14 protein-coding genes are annotated in these 13,824 nt (G+C 61.2%); 7 read left to right on the top strand and 7 right to left on the bottom strand.

Features of this window, described 5'->3' with window-relative positions; all coding sequences use genetic code 11:
- Positions 1-105: 105 nt before the first annotated feature.
- Both NHH88_10530 and NHH88_10525 read right to left on the bottom strand, forming a co-directional pair.
- Positions 106-2,958, bottom strand: a complete 2,853-nt coding sequence (locus NHH88_10530) for a 2-oxoglutarate dehydrogenase E1 component (GenBank protein USX16186.1) — start codon at positions 2,956-2,958, stop codon at positions 106-108.
- Between the two features lie 266 nt (positions 2,959-3,224).
- On the bottom strand, positions 3,225-4,124 hold the full coding sequence (locus tag NHH88_10525; protein USX16185.1) for a LysR family transcriptional regulator: 900 nt from the start codon (positions 4,122-4,124) through the stop codon (positions 3,225-3,227).
- A gap of 132 nt (positions 4,125-4,256) precedes the next feature.
- Here NHH88_10525 and NHH88_10520 point away from each other — a divergent pair, with 132 nt between their 5' ends.
- From NHH88_10520 to NHH88_10510, 3 genes are all read left to right on the top strand, one after another.
- Positions 4,257-5,102 (top strand): MBL fold metallo-hydrolase, encoded by an 846-nt coding sequence (locus NHH88_10520; protein USX17316.1) that lies wholly within the window; start codon positions 4,257-4,259, stop codon positions 5,100-5,102.
- A gap of 73 nt (positions 5,103-5,175) precedes the next feature.
- Positions 5,176-6,498: a leucine-rich repeat-containing serine/threonine-protein kinase gene (locus tag NHH88_10515; GenBank protein ID USX16184.1), complete on the top strand. Its 1,323-nt coding sequence runs from the start codon at positions 5,176-5,178 to the stop codon at positions 6,496-6,498.
- A 32-nt stretch (positions 6,499-6,530) separates the two neighbouring features.
- Positions 6,531-6,911, top strand: a complete 381-nt coding sequence (locus tag NHH88_10510; protein ID USX16183.1) for a BlaI/MecI/CopY family transcriptional regulator — start codon at positions 6,531-6,533, stop codon at positions 6,909-6,911.
- Positions 6,912-7,372: 461 nt separating this feature from the next.
- On the opposite strand, the gene NHH88_10505 is transcribed toward NHH88_10510, so the two are convergent.
- Complete coding sequence (locus NHH88_10505) at positions 7,373-7,732, bottom strand: hypothetical protein (GenBank protein USX16182.1); 360 nt, start codon at positions 7,730-7,732, stop codon at positions 7,373-7,375.
- Between the two features lie 194 nt (positions 7,733-7,926).
- Here NHH88_10505 and NHH88_10500 point away from each other — a divergent pair, with 194 nt between their 5' ends.
- From NHH88_10500 to NHH88_10485, 4 genes are all read left to right on the top strand, one after another.
- Positions 7,927-8,364, top strand: coding sequence for a hypothetical protein (locus NHH88_10500; protein ID USX16181.1), 438 nt, complete (start codon positions 7,927-7,929; stop codon positions 8,362-8,364).
- Between the two features lie 122 nt (positions 8,365-8,486).
- Positions 8,487-8,819, top strand: coding sequence for a PilZ domain-containing protein (locus NHH88_10495; protein USX16180.1), 333 nt, complete (start codon positions 8,487-8,489; stop codon positions 8,817-8,819).
- 89 nt (positions 8,820-8,908) lie between these two features.
- A complete protein-coding gene (locus NHH88_10490) occupies positions 8,909-9,328 on the top strand; it encodes a hypothetical protein (protein USX16179.1) in 420 nt (139 codons plus the stop codon).
- On the top strand, positions 9,325-9,513 hold the full coding sequence (locus NHH88_10485; protein USX16178.1) for a helix-turn-helix transcriptional regulator: 189 nt from the start codon (positions 9,325-9,327) through the stop codon (positions 9,511-9,513). The genes NHH88_10490 and NHH88_10485 overlap by 4 nt, the downstream gene beginning before the upstream one ends.
- Positions 9,514-9,570: 57 nt before the next feature.
- Here NHH88_10485 and gltA read toward each other — a convergent pair whose 3' ends face one another.
- The 4 genes from gltA to sdhA form a co-directional block, all read right to left on the bottom strand.
- Entirely contained in the window at positions 9,571-10,872 is a 1,302-nt protein-coding gene (gltA, locus tag NHH88_10480) for a citrate synthase (protein ID USX16177.1), read from the bottom strand.
- Between the two features lie 67 nt (positions 10,873-10,939).
- Positions 10,940-11,221 carry a succinate dehydrogenase assembly factor 2 gene (locus NHH88_10475; protein ID USX16176.1) on the bottom strand — a complete coding sequence of 94 codons (282 nt, stop codon included), beginning with the start codon at positions 11,219-11,221 and terminating at the stop codon, positions 10,940-10,942.
- 103 nt (positions 11,222-11,324) lie between these two features.
- Positions 11,325-12,035: a succinate dehydrogenase iron-sulfur subunit gene (locus NHH88_10470; GenBank protein USX16175.1), complete on the bottom strand. Its 711-nt coding sequence runs from the start codon at positions 12,033-12,035 to the stop codon at positions 11,325-11,327.
- Between the two features lie 9 nt (positions 12,036-12,044).
- Positions 12,045-13,823, bottom strand: coding sequence for a succinate dehydrogenase flavoprotein subunit (gene sdhA, locus NHH88_10465; GenBank protein ID USX16174.1), 1,779 nt, complete (start codon positions 13,821-13,823; stop codon positions 12,045-12,047).
- Between the last annotated feature and the right edge of the window lies 1 nt (position 13,824).

The raw sequence follows: 13,824 nt of genomic DNA, 5'->3' as shown, positions 1-13,824 counted from the left end.
ACTCCGTATATTTGTTATTGCGGCGCCGCCCCGCGTAGCAAGGCGGCGCTCCGTAAGTTATGTGAGGAAAGGAGAAGCCGCACCCAGCGCGCGGCCCCTTAGCGCTTACTTCGTCAGGATGAAACCTTTGAGCTTCGAGAACGCCGTTTCCAGCAGGTCTTTTTGCTGGGCGTAGTGCTTGTCGTAGTAACCGACGGCCGGCGATGCCGACGCTGGGCGACCGGCGTATGCCAGGCGCTGACCTGCGTCCATGCTCTCGAAGATGTTGTGCTGAATCTGGAACCATGGGCCCTGATTCTGCGGCTCGTCCTGCGCCCACACCACTTCGGTCAGGTTCGGGAACTTCTTCAGTTCGGCAGCGAACGACTTGTGCGGGAACGGATACAGCTGTTCGACACGGATGATGGCGGTGTCGGTCTGGCCGCGCGTTTTGCGTGCGTTGACCAGATCGTAGTAGACCTTGCCCGAGCAAGCGACAACGCGCTTGACCTTCTTGGCATCGATTTTCTCGTCGACTTCGCCGATGACGGTCTGGAAGGCGCCCTTGGCCAGTTCGTTCAGCGAGGAGCCTGCTTCCTTGTTACGCAGCAGCGATTTCGGGGTCAGGATGACCAGCGGCTTGCGGAACTGGCGCACCATCTGGCGACGCAGCACGTGGAAAATCTGCGCGGCGGTGGTCGGCTGCACGACTTGCATGTTGTTGTCTGCGCACAGCTGCAGGAAACGCTCCGGACGCGCGGACGAGTGCTCAGGACCCTGGCCTTCGTAACCGTGCGGCAGCATCATGACCAGGCCCGAAGCGCGGCCCCACTTCACTTCGCCGGAGCTGATGAACTGGTCGATGACCACTTGCGCGCCGTTGACGAAGTCGCCGAACTGGGCTTCCCAGATCGTCAAGGTGTTTGGCTCGGCGGTCGAGTAACCGTATTCGAAGCCCAGTACCGCTTCTTCGGACAGCACGGAGTCGATGACGGTGAACGGCGCCTGGCCTTCGGCGATGTTTTGCAGCGGCACATAGGTGCCCGCGTCCCAACGCTCGCGGTTCTGGTCGTGCAGCACGGCGTGGCGGTGCACGAAGGTGCCGCGGCCGGCATCCTGACCGGTCAGGCGCACTGCGTAGCCCGAAGCGACCAGCGACGCGTAGGCCAGGTGTTCGCCCATGCCCCAGTCCAGGTTCAGTTCGCCGCGACCCATGGTGGCGCGGTCGCCCAGTACTTTCTCGACCAGCGAGTGCACTTTGAAGCCGTCCGGCACCGTGGTGATGCGGGTGGCCAGGCGTTTCAGTTCGGTCATCGGCACGGCGGTGTCGGCCGAGTCGGTCCACTTGCGGTTCAGGAACGGCAGCCAATCGACGGCGTACTTGTTCTTGAAATTCGAGATGACCGGATCGACGGTGTGCTTGCCGGCGTCCATCGCATCGCGGTAGGCGGCTTGCATCTGTTCGCCGCCGTCGGCTGGGATCACGGTCTGGGCAACCAGCTTGTCCGCGTACAGCTTGCGGGTGCCTGGGTGCTGGCCGATCTTCTTGTACATCAGCGGCTGGGTCAGCGCTGGCGTGTCTTGCTCGTTGTGGCCCAGTTTGCGGTAGCAAATGATGTCGACAACGATGTCTTTCTGGAACTCGAGACGGTAGTCCATCGCGATCTGCGAAGCCAGAACGACGGCTTCAGGATCGTCCGCGTTCACGTGCAGCACCGGCGCTTCGATCATCTTGACGACGTCCGAGCAGTAGATGGTCGAACGCGCGTCGCGCGGGTCGGAGGTGGTGAAACCGATCTGGTTGTTGATGACGATGTGCACCGTGCCGCCCGTGCCGTAGCCACGGGTCTGCGCCAGATTCAGCGTTTCCATGACAACGCCCTGGCCTGCGAAGGCGGCGTCGCCGTGGACCAGGATTGGCAGCACTTGCTTGCCCAGGTGGTCGCCACGGCGATCCATGCGGGCCTTGACCGAACCTTCGACGACCGGGTTGACGATTTCCAGGTGCGACGGGTTGAACGCCAGCGACAGGTGAACCGGACCGCCTTGGGTCGAGATGTCGGACGAGAAACCTTGGTGGTATTTGACGTCGCCGGCCGGCAGGTCGTCGCCGTGCTTGCCTTCGAATTCTTCGAACAGTTCCTTAGGCGCTTTGCCCAGGGTGTTGACCAGCACGTTCAAACGGCCACGGTGGGCCATGCCGATAACGATCTCTTGCACGCCTTTTTCGCCGGCGCGCTGGATGATCTCATCGATCGACGCGATGAAGGTCTCGCCGCCTTCGAGCGAGAAACGCTTCTGGCCGACGTACTTGGTGTGCAGGTAGCGTTCCAGGCCTTCGGCCGCGGTCAGACGCTCCAGGATGTGCTTTTTCTTTTCCGCCGTGAAATTCGGGGTCGAACGGATCGACTCCAGGCGCTCTTGCAGCCAGCGCTTTTCGGTTGGGTCGGAGATGTACATATACTCTGCGCCGATCGAACGGGTATAGGTGTCGCGCAGGTAGTTCAGCAGGTCGCGCAGGGTCGCGGTCTCTGGGCCGAAATAGGTGTTGCTGATGTTGAAGACGGTATCCATGTCCGCATCGGTGAAGCCGTAGAAGCTAGGCTCCAGCTCGTTGATGGCCGGACGTTCCTGGCGTTGCAGCGGGTCCAGATTGGCCCAGCGGGAACCCAGATAGCGGTAAGCGGCGATCAGTTGCGTAGCTGCAACACGCTTGCGGCCCATTTCGGCGTCGGCCGAGGCCACGACGGTACGGATAGGACCGGATTTGGCGCGTTCCGCGAAGGAGGCGATGACGGAGGCGTGAGCGACGTCTGGCTTGTTGGTGCCATCGACGGCCGGCACGTGCTGCATGGCATCGAAGTACGAGCGCCAGTTATCTGGCACGGAACCTGGATTGTTGAGATACGCCTCGTACAGTTCTTCGACGTACGGAGCGTTCCCACCAAACAGGTAGGAGTTGGACGTATATTGTTGCATTTGCTGCTCACCTTTCTTCGCGCTTCGCGAGGAATTAGCGGGTTAGTCTAACCTTCCGCGACACGGCCTGACCGGTTAGCGGATTGCACATCAAGTTGTGGGGAAGGGCTAAAGTTCTTCAGTGGTTCAAAAAACGGTCATTCAGGATAGCACCGGTATTGTATCGCAACAACCATTTATGTACCGATACCGTCAGTATTAATTTTCACCTAAGTCGCACGGCAAGCCGCGCCGCCGGCAATATTTACATATTTCCAACCCGAGAGTTACGCGCCAGCAAGGCTTGTGTGGGAGAACCAATCGAGCAGGAAATCCAGCATCGCCCGCAGCGCCGGCGACATGTGCTGGCGCGACGTGTAAATCCCGTAAATTCCCATTTGCTGCGTTTTGTAGTCCTGCAGCAACGCCACTAATCTACCCTCAGCGATCAGCGGGCCGGCGCTATACAGCGGTTGCAAGGCGATGCCCGCGCCCTCCACCGCCGCTTTTAACAGTATATGGTCGTCATTGGCCGACAAGTTGCCGCTAACGGGCACCGTCACCTCTTCCCCATCCTTGCGCGTGAACTGCCACAGGCTCTGCCCGAAGTACGTGTACGCCAGGCAGTTGTGGGTCACCAGATCCTCGACCCGCTGCGGCGCGCCGCGCTCGGCCAGATAAGACGGCGCCGCGCACACCACCGAATCGCAATGCCCCAGTTGCCGGGCGATCAGGTTCGGCTCCAACGCATTGGTGATGCGCAATGCCAGGTCGATGCGCTGCTCGACCAGATTCACCGCCCGGTTGCCACCCTGCAGATCAACCGAGGTACGCGGATAGCGTTTGAGGAAAGCCGTCACGGCGCTGGCCAGCTCGGCGTGCGCCAGCGACGGCGAGCAGGTGATGCGCAGCAGCCCTTTTGGCGTGTCGTCCTCGTCGACCGCCACTTCCATCGCGTCGGCCAGCTCAAGCAACTTGCGGCAGCGCGCCAGGGTGACGTCGCCGGCATCGGTCAGACTCAGCCGGCGCGTGCTCCGGTGCAGCAGCCGGGCGCCGGCCCATTCTTCCATCTCGGCCAGATAGCGCGTGACCATCGCGCGCGACATGTCCAGCACGTCGGCGGCGGCAATCATGCTGCCCCGTTCGGTGATGGCGACGAATACCTTGGCGGCGGTGATGCGATCCATATTAGTTCGATCTATGCAATTAACAAGCGCAGATTACCCTGTTTTTCTGCCAGTTAAAGAAATTTATGATGGGTCCACTTCTAACCACAACGAAAGACGACCATGCGCACCTTCAATATCCAGCAAACTTTGATGTCCGCAGCCTTGGCGGCAACCGTCGGTGGCGCCGCCGCCGCGCCGCTGAAGCTCGACGTTTTCAATCCCGGCGAAGCCGCCATTTTCCCGGTCGCGTCGGTGCTGGTGACCGGCGCCAAGGACGCGGTGCTGATCGACGCCCAGTTCTCGCGCGGCGAAGCCGTCAAACTGGTCGAAAAGATCCGCGCCAGCGGCAAGCGCCTGACCACCGTCTACGTCAGCCATAGCGACCCGGACTTCTACTTCGGCCTGGACGTGATCCACGCCGCCTTCCCGGACGCCAAGATCGTCGCCACGCCGCAAACCATCGCCGGTATCGAAAAGAAAAAGGACGCCAAAGTCGCCTACTGGTCGCCTATTTTGAAAGACAACGCGCCCAAGAGCATCATCGTGCCGCAGCCGCTGCAAGGCGACACCATCACGCTGGAAGGCGAAACGCTGAAGATCGAAGGCCTGAATGGCGCGACGCCAGACCGCAGCTACGTCTGGATTCCATCGATCAAGGCGATCGCCGGCGGCGTGGTCGTGTTCAACGGCCTGCACGTGTGGACCGCCGACACCCAAAGCGCCGAGTCGCGCAAGAACTGGCTGGCCACGCTGGACCACATCGCCTCGCTCAAACCGGCGATTGTTGTGCCAGGCCACTTCAAGGTAGGCGCGCCGCTGACACCGGACAGCGTCGCCTTTACCCGCGACTACCTGGTCCGCTTCGAAGCCGAAACGGCCAAAGCCGCCAACTCGGCCGCGCTGATCGCCCGCATGAAGGAACTGTATCCGGACGCCGGCCTGAACGCTGCGCTCGAGACCGGCTCCAAAGTCGCCAAGGGCGAAATGAAGTGGTAAGCCGGGACTAACCACCCTCGGCGGGCGGCGGTGAAGTGATAAACTTCAACATTGACCTTCACCGCCACCTGACATGCATACCTTAGAGCAGTTGCGCTCTGGCGCCCTGGCCGGCGTTCAACGCCTGCAAATGCGCGGCGGCCTCACCGAATTCCCGCGCGAAATCTTCGATCTGGCTGACTCGCTGGAAATCCTCGACCTGTCCGGCAACGCGCTCTCGTCGCTGCCGGACGATCTGCCCCGCCTGCACAAGCTGCGCATCATCTTCTGTTCCGACAACCAGTTCACCGAACTGCCGGCGGTGCTGGGCGCTTGTCCGGCGCTGACGATGGTCGGCTTCAAGGCCAACCGCATAAGTAAGGTCCCGCCGGCATCGCTGCCGCCGCAACTGCGCTGGCTGGTGCTGACCGACAATCTGATCGAGGAACTGCCCGCCGAGCTGGGACAACGTCCGGCGCTGCAAAAGCTGATGCTGGCCGGGAACCGTCTGCGTACCCTGCCGGCCACCATGGAGCAACTGCACCGGCTTGAACTGCTGCGCATCGCCGCCAACCGGTTGACTGAGTTTCCCGCATGGCTGCCCGCCCTGCCCCGCTTGACCTGGCTGGCTTACGCCGGCAATCCGTTTTGCGCGGAGCGTGAATCGGCGATGACAGGCACGCCGTCAGCCGCCATCGGCTGGGAACAGCTGGCGTTCAAACAGAAGCTGGGCGAAGGCGCATCTGGCGTGATCCACCGCGCGGACTACTTGCACGACGGCGCGACGGAAGACGTCGCCGTCAAACTCTTCAAAGGCGCAATGACCAGCGACGGTTCGCCGCTGTGCGAAATGGCCGCGTGCATCGGCGCCGGCGCGCATCCGAACCTGATCCCCGTGCTAGGCCACCTGGAGCGCCATCCGGATGGCGCGCATGGTCTCGTCATGTCGCTGATCGATCCGGAATTCATTAACCTAGCCGGCCCGCCAAGCTTGGAGAGCTGCACGCGCGACATCTACGATGCTGGCAAGCGCTTCGACCTCGCGTCCACGCTGGAAATCGCCCACGGCATCGCCTCCGCCGCCGCCCGCCTGCATGAGCGCGGCATTATGCACGGCGACCTGTACGGCCACAACATCATGCATTGCGGACGAGGCCGGACCTTGCTGGGCGACTTCGGCGCGGCCTCGTTCTACGATCCAGCGTCGCCTGAAGCCCTGCCGCTGCAACGACTCGAAGTTCGGGCCTTCGGCTTCCTGCTGGAAGAGCTCGCCGAGCGCTGCGAAGCCCCGGCGGGGAGCCCGTCGGCGTTGGCGCGCGTTCATCAGCTGCGCGACGCCTGCCTGCACGCGGACAGCGCGGCGCGCCCACTGTTCGCCGACATCGAAACGCAAGTACGCACACTCAAACAAGACTAGACAAGACGTTCTAGATATTTTATTCTACATCCATGACCACCGTAGCCCCACCCAAACCGACCGCCTCCGAGCTGGAGATGTTGCGCCTGCTGTTCGCGCTCGGCCCGGCCACCGCCAAGCAGGTGCACGCCGCCGCGCTCGAAACGCGGCCGGACATGAACTACGCCACTGTGCTGCGCCTGCTGCAAGTGATGCACACCAAAGGCCTGCTGACGCGCGACGAAAGCCAGCGCGCCCACATCTACGCCCCCGCACAAGAGCAAGACTCGATCCAGACCAACCTGCTCAAAGACCTGATCCAGAAAGCGTTCTCCGGCTCCGGCAAGGCGCTGGTGCTGGCCGCCCTGCGCGGCGGCCACGTCAGCAAGAAAGAGCGCGCGGAAATCCAGGCGCTCTTGGATCAGGAAGAATAAATGTGTTTCGCGCAGCATACTTTGCCGCTACGCTTTAGCGTCATCAATCCGCCTGGAATACTTACTATCAGCTGCTAAAATCTGCATGCGTCGGTCCGCCACGGCCCGACGCCCGGATCGTCGCATACCTGTTTTACCGCCCGCGACAGCGCATAGGCGTCCTGTTTGGACAGACGCGTGTTTGCGCGTGTTCGCCACCGCCAGTTCCTTAACCATCCGTCTCAACGCCGTTCGAGAAGCCCCATATGATTCCATCAACCGCAAAATGTCCTCATCGAGAGCAAAATCTAACCTCATAACTTCGGCGCGCAACAAGTCGTTTTTAAGTCGCTCGGTTTCGCGTCGCTCCTCAAACAAAACTATCCAGAAAAAGCCCCGAATCATTAATCTAAATATGGCTCGGACTTGCCCGAACGCGACCAGCGTCTTCCTGACAATGCCCAGCGAAAGCATGCGCATACTTAAACTCGCTGGTAGCTCACCACCTCCTTTGATCGAAGCCGACTGACCTCGTCGCGCAACAGAAGCGCAGCATCTTGGCTAATGATCTTGTCTAGAAGCTCATCCAGCTGCGGCGAGCCAGCGAGACCTGGAATTTCGGCGTCATCAAAGTAGATGTCATATCTCAATGAGAGCTCCTGCAGCATACGAACCATTAACAGATCAGATTCCTCAGGAGTCAGGCCGCGAAGCACCGATGCTGAGTCCGAGCGCTTACGTAAGCCATGCGATCGCATAGCTGCGCGCCACGCAGCCCACTTAACACGAAGCATCTCGGGGATTCCGCACTTCCGAACGATTGATTTGAGCATTGTATCCATGGCCCCTCCCTGTACTGGTTGGACTCCACAAGGCGCTGTAGGTTCAACTGGAAGCAAATGCGCCTTCAGGCTCCAGCGTCGTTGGCAAACCCAAACAAGTACGGGTACTCAACCGGCACGCCGAGCAAAGGCGCTTCGCATTTAGCGTAGTGGCCGAGGCGGTTGCGGCACCACCCCTCTTCATTTGCCCTACAATGGAGCCCTTTTCCTTCACGCCCTCGTCCATGATCAGCCGCTTCGACTCTTGGCCCGAACATCCGCACCCCGTCATCGCCGTCATGCTCGCCGTGGCGATCTGCGCCGTTCCAGTCGTGCTGCCGCACGCCAACCTGGCGAACCTGATGCCCAACGTGTTCGCGTATGTGTTCGCGTGTGTGCTGGCCTACCCGGTCGCCGCCGTGCTGCGCCATCGCGTCACAAGCCTGCCAGTGTTGTGGGGCGTGGCCGCGCTGATCCTGCTGGGGCTGTGCCTGTATCACACCAATATCATTGTCGAGACCGCCGACGCGGCATGGCCGCAGCGGCGCGACGCTACCCTCGGCAAGTTCCTGTTCAACCTGCCGCAATTGACGTTGGGCGTGCTGTGCTGGTGGCTGCTGGTGGTCCGGCCCGACCGGCGCCGGTTGAAATAAGAACCACTCCGGGGAATTCCGCACAGATCTCACCCCGCAACGCACAGTTGCCGATAAGAACTTGCTGTCCAGGACGCAGTTCTGATAGTCTTGTTGACATTACACTATTCGAGGTACGCGCCATGAGTCAGAAAGCACGAGTCACGCGCCGCCATCAAGTCCGTCATGCGGCCACGCTGACGATGACGGACGAAACCACCCTTCCGGCCCACACGCTGGACCTGTCGCAAGGCGGCGTCAGCCTGCAGACGGCCAGTCAGATCCGGCTGGCGCAATACTGCGCGGTGTCGTTCCAGGTGCAACTGGGCGACGGCGCCCATAAGGTACTGGCAATGGGGCAAGTGGTCTACAGCGACCCCGACGCCGAGTTGGGCTACAAGACCGGCGTCCAATTCCTGCGACTCGACCACGGCAGCGTCGACGTCATCCGCCAGTTGCTCCAAGAGCCCGCCTAACCGCCGCGTAATCCACGATGTAAAGTTTGCTTGACATCGAATTCCTCTCGCCCTAAGATGTAAAGCATACTTTACACATGGAGGAAGCGATGCGTACTCAAACCGAACCGAAGTTTTCCGCAGCCGAGCGCAAGGCCGGAGCCGCCTACATACGCGAGCTGCTCGGCAGCATAGCCGTCTACGCCGCCCTGCTGGCCCCCTCGATCATCTATGGCCAGACGATGGAAGCCGGCCCGCTCAAGACCATCGTCCTGATGTGTCCGATGATCGGCTTTGCGCTGATGATCTGGGCGATCGCGCGCCACGTGGGCCGGATGGACGAGTACCAGCGCATCATCATGCTGGAGACGTTCGCGCTGGCGGCCGCGCTGACGGCCGCAGTGACTTTCACCTACGGCTTCATGGAGAACGCCGGCTATCCACGCCTGAGCATGTTCTACGTATGGGGCGTGATGGGCTTTTCCTGGCTGGTCATCGGCCTGTTACGCTGCTGGAAGACGTGGCGATGAACAATACGATCCGAGAACTGCGCGCCGAACGCGGATGGAGCCAGGCCTACCTGGCCGACCAGTTGGCCGTCTCGCGCCAAACCGTCAACGCCATCGAAACGGGGCGCTACGACCCCAGCCTGCCGCTGGCCTTCGCCATCGCCAAGCTGTTCGACAAAACGATCGAAACCATCTTCACGCCGTGATGCGGACGAAAAAAACGGGCCGAAGCCCGTTTTTTTGTTCGCTGCAAAACGCGAAGATTAACGCTGGTCCAGCGGCTTGACGTCGCGGGTGGTCGAACCGACGAACAATTGACGTGGACGGCCGATTTTCTGTTCTGGATCGGCGATCATTTCGTTCCACTGGGCGATCCAGCCGATGGTGCGGGCCATGGCGAAGATACCGGTGAACAGCGACACTGGAATGCCCAGCGCCGATTGCACGATGCCCGAGTAGAAGTCGACGTTCGGATACAGCTTGCGCGAGACGAAGTATTCGTCGTTCAGCGCGATCTTTTCCAGTTCCATCGCCAGCTTGAACAGCGGGTCGTCCTGCAGGCCCAGCTCTTCCAGCACTTCATAGCAGGTCTCGCGCATCAGCTTGGCGCGCGGGTCGAAGTTCTTGTACACGCGGTGACCGAAGCCCATCAGCTTGACGCCGGAGTTCTTGTCCTTAACCTGCTCGATGAACGCAGGAATGTTCTCGACCGAGCCGATTTCCTTCAGCATGGTCAGCGCAGCTTCGTTGGCGCCGCCGTGGGCAGGGCCCCACAGGCAGGCGATACCGGCGGCGATACACGCGAACGGGTTGGCGCCCGACGAACCGGCCAGACGGACGGTCGAGGTCGATGCGTTCTGCTCGTGATCGGCGTGCAGGATCAGGATACGGTCGAGGGCGCGCACCAGCACGTCGTTGACTTTGTATTCTTCGCACGGGTTGCCGAACATCATGCGCATGAAGTTGGCGCTGTACGACAGGTCGTTGCGCGGATACATGAACGGCTGGCCCATCGAGTACTTGTACGCCATGGCGACCAGGGTCGGCATTTTGGCGATCAGGCGGATGGCCGAGATTTCACGCTGCTTGGCGTCGTTGATGTCGAGCGAGTCGTGGTAGAACGACGCCAGCGCGCCGACGGTGCCGACCAGCACCGACATCGGGTGCGCGTCGCGGCGGAAGCCGCGGAAGAAAAATTGCATCTGCTCGTGAACCATCGTGTGCTTGGTCACGGTTTCAACGAATTCGGCCTTCTGCACGGTGTTCGGCAGTTCGCCGTTCAGCAGCAGGTAGCAAGATTCCATGAAGTCGGCGTTCACGGCCAGCTGTTCGATCGGGTAGCCGCGATACAGCAGCTCGCCCTTGTCGCCGTCGATGTAGGTGATCGTCGAGTTGCACGCGGCGGTCGACATGAAGCCTGGATCGTAGGTGAACTTGCCGGTGCCCGCGTACAGCTTGCGGATGTCGATCACGTCGGGACCGACGGTACCTTTGTAGATCGGGAATTCCACCGCAGGGCTGCCATCGGAGAACGACAGGGTGGCTTTGTTGTCAGAAATATTCATGGACTCTTCCTTTTTTAGGGAGATGAAGGTAAATAAAACGCGAAAATTCTGGTTGCCTTCGCTAGTCTCAGGCCAGTCTTAGTCGTTGCAGCAATGCATGCACGTGCGGCAGATCGACTTCGCCTTCCGGCTCTTTACGGGCCAGTACCAGATCCATCAGGGCATTGTCCGACAAATCGAGGAGCCGCGTGAACGCGTCCACTTCTTCGTCGGTCAATTCGGTTTCATGCGCATCGAGAAAACGCGTGAGGATGATGTCGTTTTCCAGCAGACCCCGGCGTGAGCGCCAGCGCAGGCGCGCTCTATTGGCTGGGTCCGACTGATGTGCAGATTGGTTCGGTTCAGTCATGGGTCACTACTTTACACTGCGCGCGCCAATCGTGCTGGAGCGCCACTACTAAACAGGAACGGACACGTGAAACGGGCGGCGCTGAGGCCGCCCGCGATAGCGCTTAGATCGCCCGGCGTACCATCAACTCTTTGATCTTGCCGATGGCCTTGTTCGGGTTCAAACCCTTAGGGCAAACATCGACGCAATTCATGATCGAGTGGCAGCGGAACAGGCGGTACGGGTCTTCCAGGTTGTCCAGGCGCTGGCCGGTCGCTTCGTCGCGCGAGTCGGCGATGAAGCGGTAGGCTTGCAGCAGGCCGGCCGGGCCGACGAACTTGTCCGGATTCCACCAGAACGACGGGCAAGACGTCGAGCAGCACGCGCACAGGATGCACTCGTACAGGCCATCGAGTTCTTCGCGTTCGGTCGGCGACTGCAGGCGTTCCTTTTCAGGACGGATGGAGTCGTTGATCAGGTAAGGCTTGATCGAATCGTATTGCTTGAAGAACTGGGTCATGTCGACGATCAGGTCGCGGATCACCGGCAGGCCTGGCAACGGACGCAGCACGATAGGCTCGGTCAGCTCGTTCAGGTTGGTGGTGCAGGCCAGACCGTTCTTGCCGTTGATGTTCATCGCGTCCGAACCGCACACGCCTTCGCGGCACGAGCGGCGCAGGGCCAGCGAATCGTCGACGTCGGACTTGATGCGCTGCAGGGCGTCGAGCAGCATCTTGTCGGTGTCTTTCAGCTCGACCGTCACGTCCTGCATGTACGGCTTGGCGTCCTGGTCCGGATCGTAACGGTAAATTTTCAGTTTGAGAGTGCGTGCCATGGTCTAGCCTTAGAAAGTACGTGGTTTCGGTTTGAAGGTATCAACCGTCAATGGCTTGGTCACGACCGCCTTGTAATCCAGGCGGTTGCCTTCCGAGTACCACAGGGTGTGCTTCATCCAGTTGTCGTCGTCGCGGTTCGGGAAATCGTTGTGGGCATGGGCGCCGCGCGATTCCTTGCGGGCCACTGCCGACGTGATCGTCGCCTTGGCCGTTTCGATCAGGTTGTCCAGCTCGAGCGCTTCGACGCGCGCGGTGTTGAAGACCTTGGATTTGTCCTTGAACGAGACGTGCTTGCGGCGCTCGTCGAGCACCATGATTTCCTTGGCGCCCTGGGTCATCATCTCTTCGGTACGGAACACGCCGCAGTATTTCTGCATCGTGGCGCGGATGTCGTTGGCGACGCTCTGCACTTTTTCCGCGCCGGTCGACGTTTCCAGCTTGTTCAGGCGGTCCATCGCGTAGTCGGAGGCGTCCTTCGGCAGCGGCTTGTTTTCCTTCTGCTTCAGGTTCGACGCGACCACGTGGTTGCCGGCTGCGCGGCCGAACACCACCAGGTCGAGCAGCGAGTTGGTGCCCAGGCGGTTGGCGCCGTGCACCGAGACGCAGGCGCATTCGCCGATCGCGTACAGGCCGTTGACGATCTTCTGCGTGCCGTCGCCGTTAGGGGTGACAACCTGGCCGTGGATGTTGGTTGGAATACCGCCCATCTGGTAGTGGATGGTCGGCACGACAGGAATCGGTTCCTTGGTCGCGTCGACGTTGGCGAACTTGTGGCCGATTTCCAGAATCGACGGCAGGCGCTTGGCGATGGTCTCGGCGCCGATGTGGCGCAGGTCCAGCATGACGTGATCCTTGTTCGGACCGCAGCCGCGGCCTTCCTTGATCTCCTGGTCCATCGAGCGCGACACGAAGTCGCGCGGCGCCAGATCCTTCAAGGTCGGAGCGTAACGCTCCATGAAACGCTCGCCTTCGGAGTTGATCAGGATACCGCCCTCGCCGCGCACACCCTCGGTGATGAGGACGCCCGCGCCGGCCACGCCGGTCGGGTGGAACTGCCAGAACTCCATGTCCTGCAGCGGCAGGCCGGCGCGTGCGGCCATGCCCATGCCGTCGCCGGTGTTGATGAAGGCGTTGGTGGAAGCTGCGAAGATGCGGCCTGCGCCGCCGGTGGCGAAGATGGTGGTCTTCGCTTCCAGGATCATCGTTTCGCCGGTTTCCATTTCCAGTGCCACCACGCCGACGACGTCGCCTTCGGCGTCACGGATGATGTCGAGCGCCATCCATTCGACGAAGAAGTGGGTGCGGGCGCGGACGTTGCGCTGGTACAGGGTGTGCAGCAGCGCGTGGCCGGTGCGGTCGGCCGCGGCGCAGGCGCGCTGCACGGCTTTTTCACCGAAGTTGGCGGTGTGGCCGCCGAACGGACGCTGGTAGATGGTGCCGTCGGGATTGCGGTCGAACGGCATGCCGAAGTGTTCCAGCTCGTAGACGACCTTCGGTGCTTCGCGGCACATGAATTCGATGGCGTCCTGGTCGCCCAGGTAGTCGCCGCCCTTGACGGTGTCGAACATGTGCCAGAACCAGTTGTCCTCGGCCATGTTGCCCAGCGAGGCGCCGATGCCGCCCTGCGCCGCCACGGTGTGCGAGCGGGTCGGGAAGACTTTGGACAGCACGGCGACGTTCAGGCCGGCTTCGGCCAGTTGCAGCGATGCGCGCATGCCGGAGCCGCCGGCGCCGACGATTACCGCGTCAAAGCGGCGGGTTGGAATTCCAGTTTTAATAGCTGCCACG

It is taken from the genome of Oxalobacteraceae bacterium OTU3CAMAD1 (assembly GCA_024123915.1).
Classification (GTDB): Bacteria; Pseudomonadota; Gammaproteobacteria; order Burkholderiales; family Burkholderiaceae_D; genus Rugamonas.
Note: the sequence above shows the minus strand (reverse complement) of the source record. Positions and strands in the feature narration are given on the sequence as shown.

Bases quoted from the DNA above. Each gene is read 5' to 3' on its own strand.
- NHH88_10530 (USX16186.1), bottom strand. From the start codon at position 2,958: ATGCAACAATATACGTCCAACTCCTACCTGTTTGGTGGGAACGCTCCG.
- NHH88_10525 (USX16185.1), bottom strand. From the start codon at position 4,124: ATGGATCGCATCACCGCCGCCAAGGTATTCGTCGCCATCACCGAACGG.
- NHH88_10520 (USX17316.1), top strand. From the start codon at position 4,257: ATGTCCGCAGCCTTGGCGGCAACCGTCGGTGGCGCCGCCGCCGCGCCG.
- NHH88_10515 (USX16184.1), top strand. From the start codon at position 5,176: ATGCATACCTTAGAGCAGTTGCGCTCTGGCGCCCTGGCCGGCGTTCAA.
- NHH88_10510 (USX16183.1), top strand. From the start codon at position 6,531: ATGACCACCGTAGCCCCACCCAAACCGACCGCCTCCGAGCTGGAGATG.
- NHH88_10505 (USX16182.1), bottom strand. From the start codon at position 7,732: ATGGATACAATGCTCAAATCAATCGTTCGGAAGTGCGGAATCCCCGAG.
- NHH88_10500 (USX16181.1), top strand. From the start codon at position 7,927: ATGGAGCCCTTTTCCTTCACGCCCTCGTCCATGATCAGCCGCTTCGAC.
- NHH88_10495 (USX16180.1), top strand. From the start codon at position 8,487: ATGAGTCAGAAAGCACGAGTCACGCGCCGCCATCAAGTCCGTCATGCG.
- NHH88_10490 (USX16179.1), top strand. From the start codon at position 8,909: ATGCGTACTCAAACCGAACCGAAGTTTTCCGCAGCCGAGCGCAAGGCC.
- NHH88_10485 (USX16178.1), top strand. From the start codon at position 9,325: ATGAACAATACGATCCGAGAACTGCGCGCCGAACGCGGATGGAGCCAG.
- gltA (USX16177.1), bottom strand. From the start codon at position 10,872: ATGAATATTTCTGACAACAAAGCCACCCTGTCGTTCTCCGATGGCAGC.
- NHH88_10475 (USX16176.1), bottom strand. From the start codon at position 11,221: ATGACTGAACCGAACCAATCTGCACATCAGTCGGACCCAGCCAATAGA.
- NHH88_10470 (USX16175.1), bottom strand. From the start codon at position 12,035: ATGGCACGCACTCTCAAACTGAAAATTTACCGTTACGATCCGGACCAG.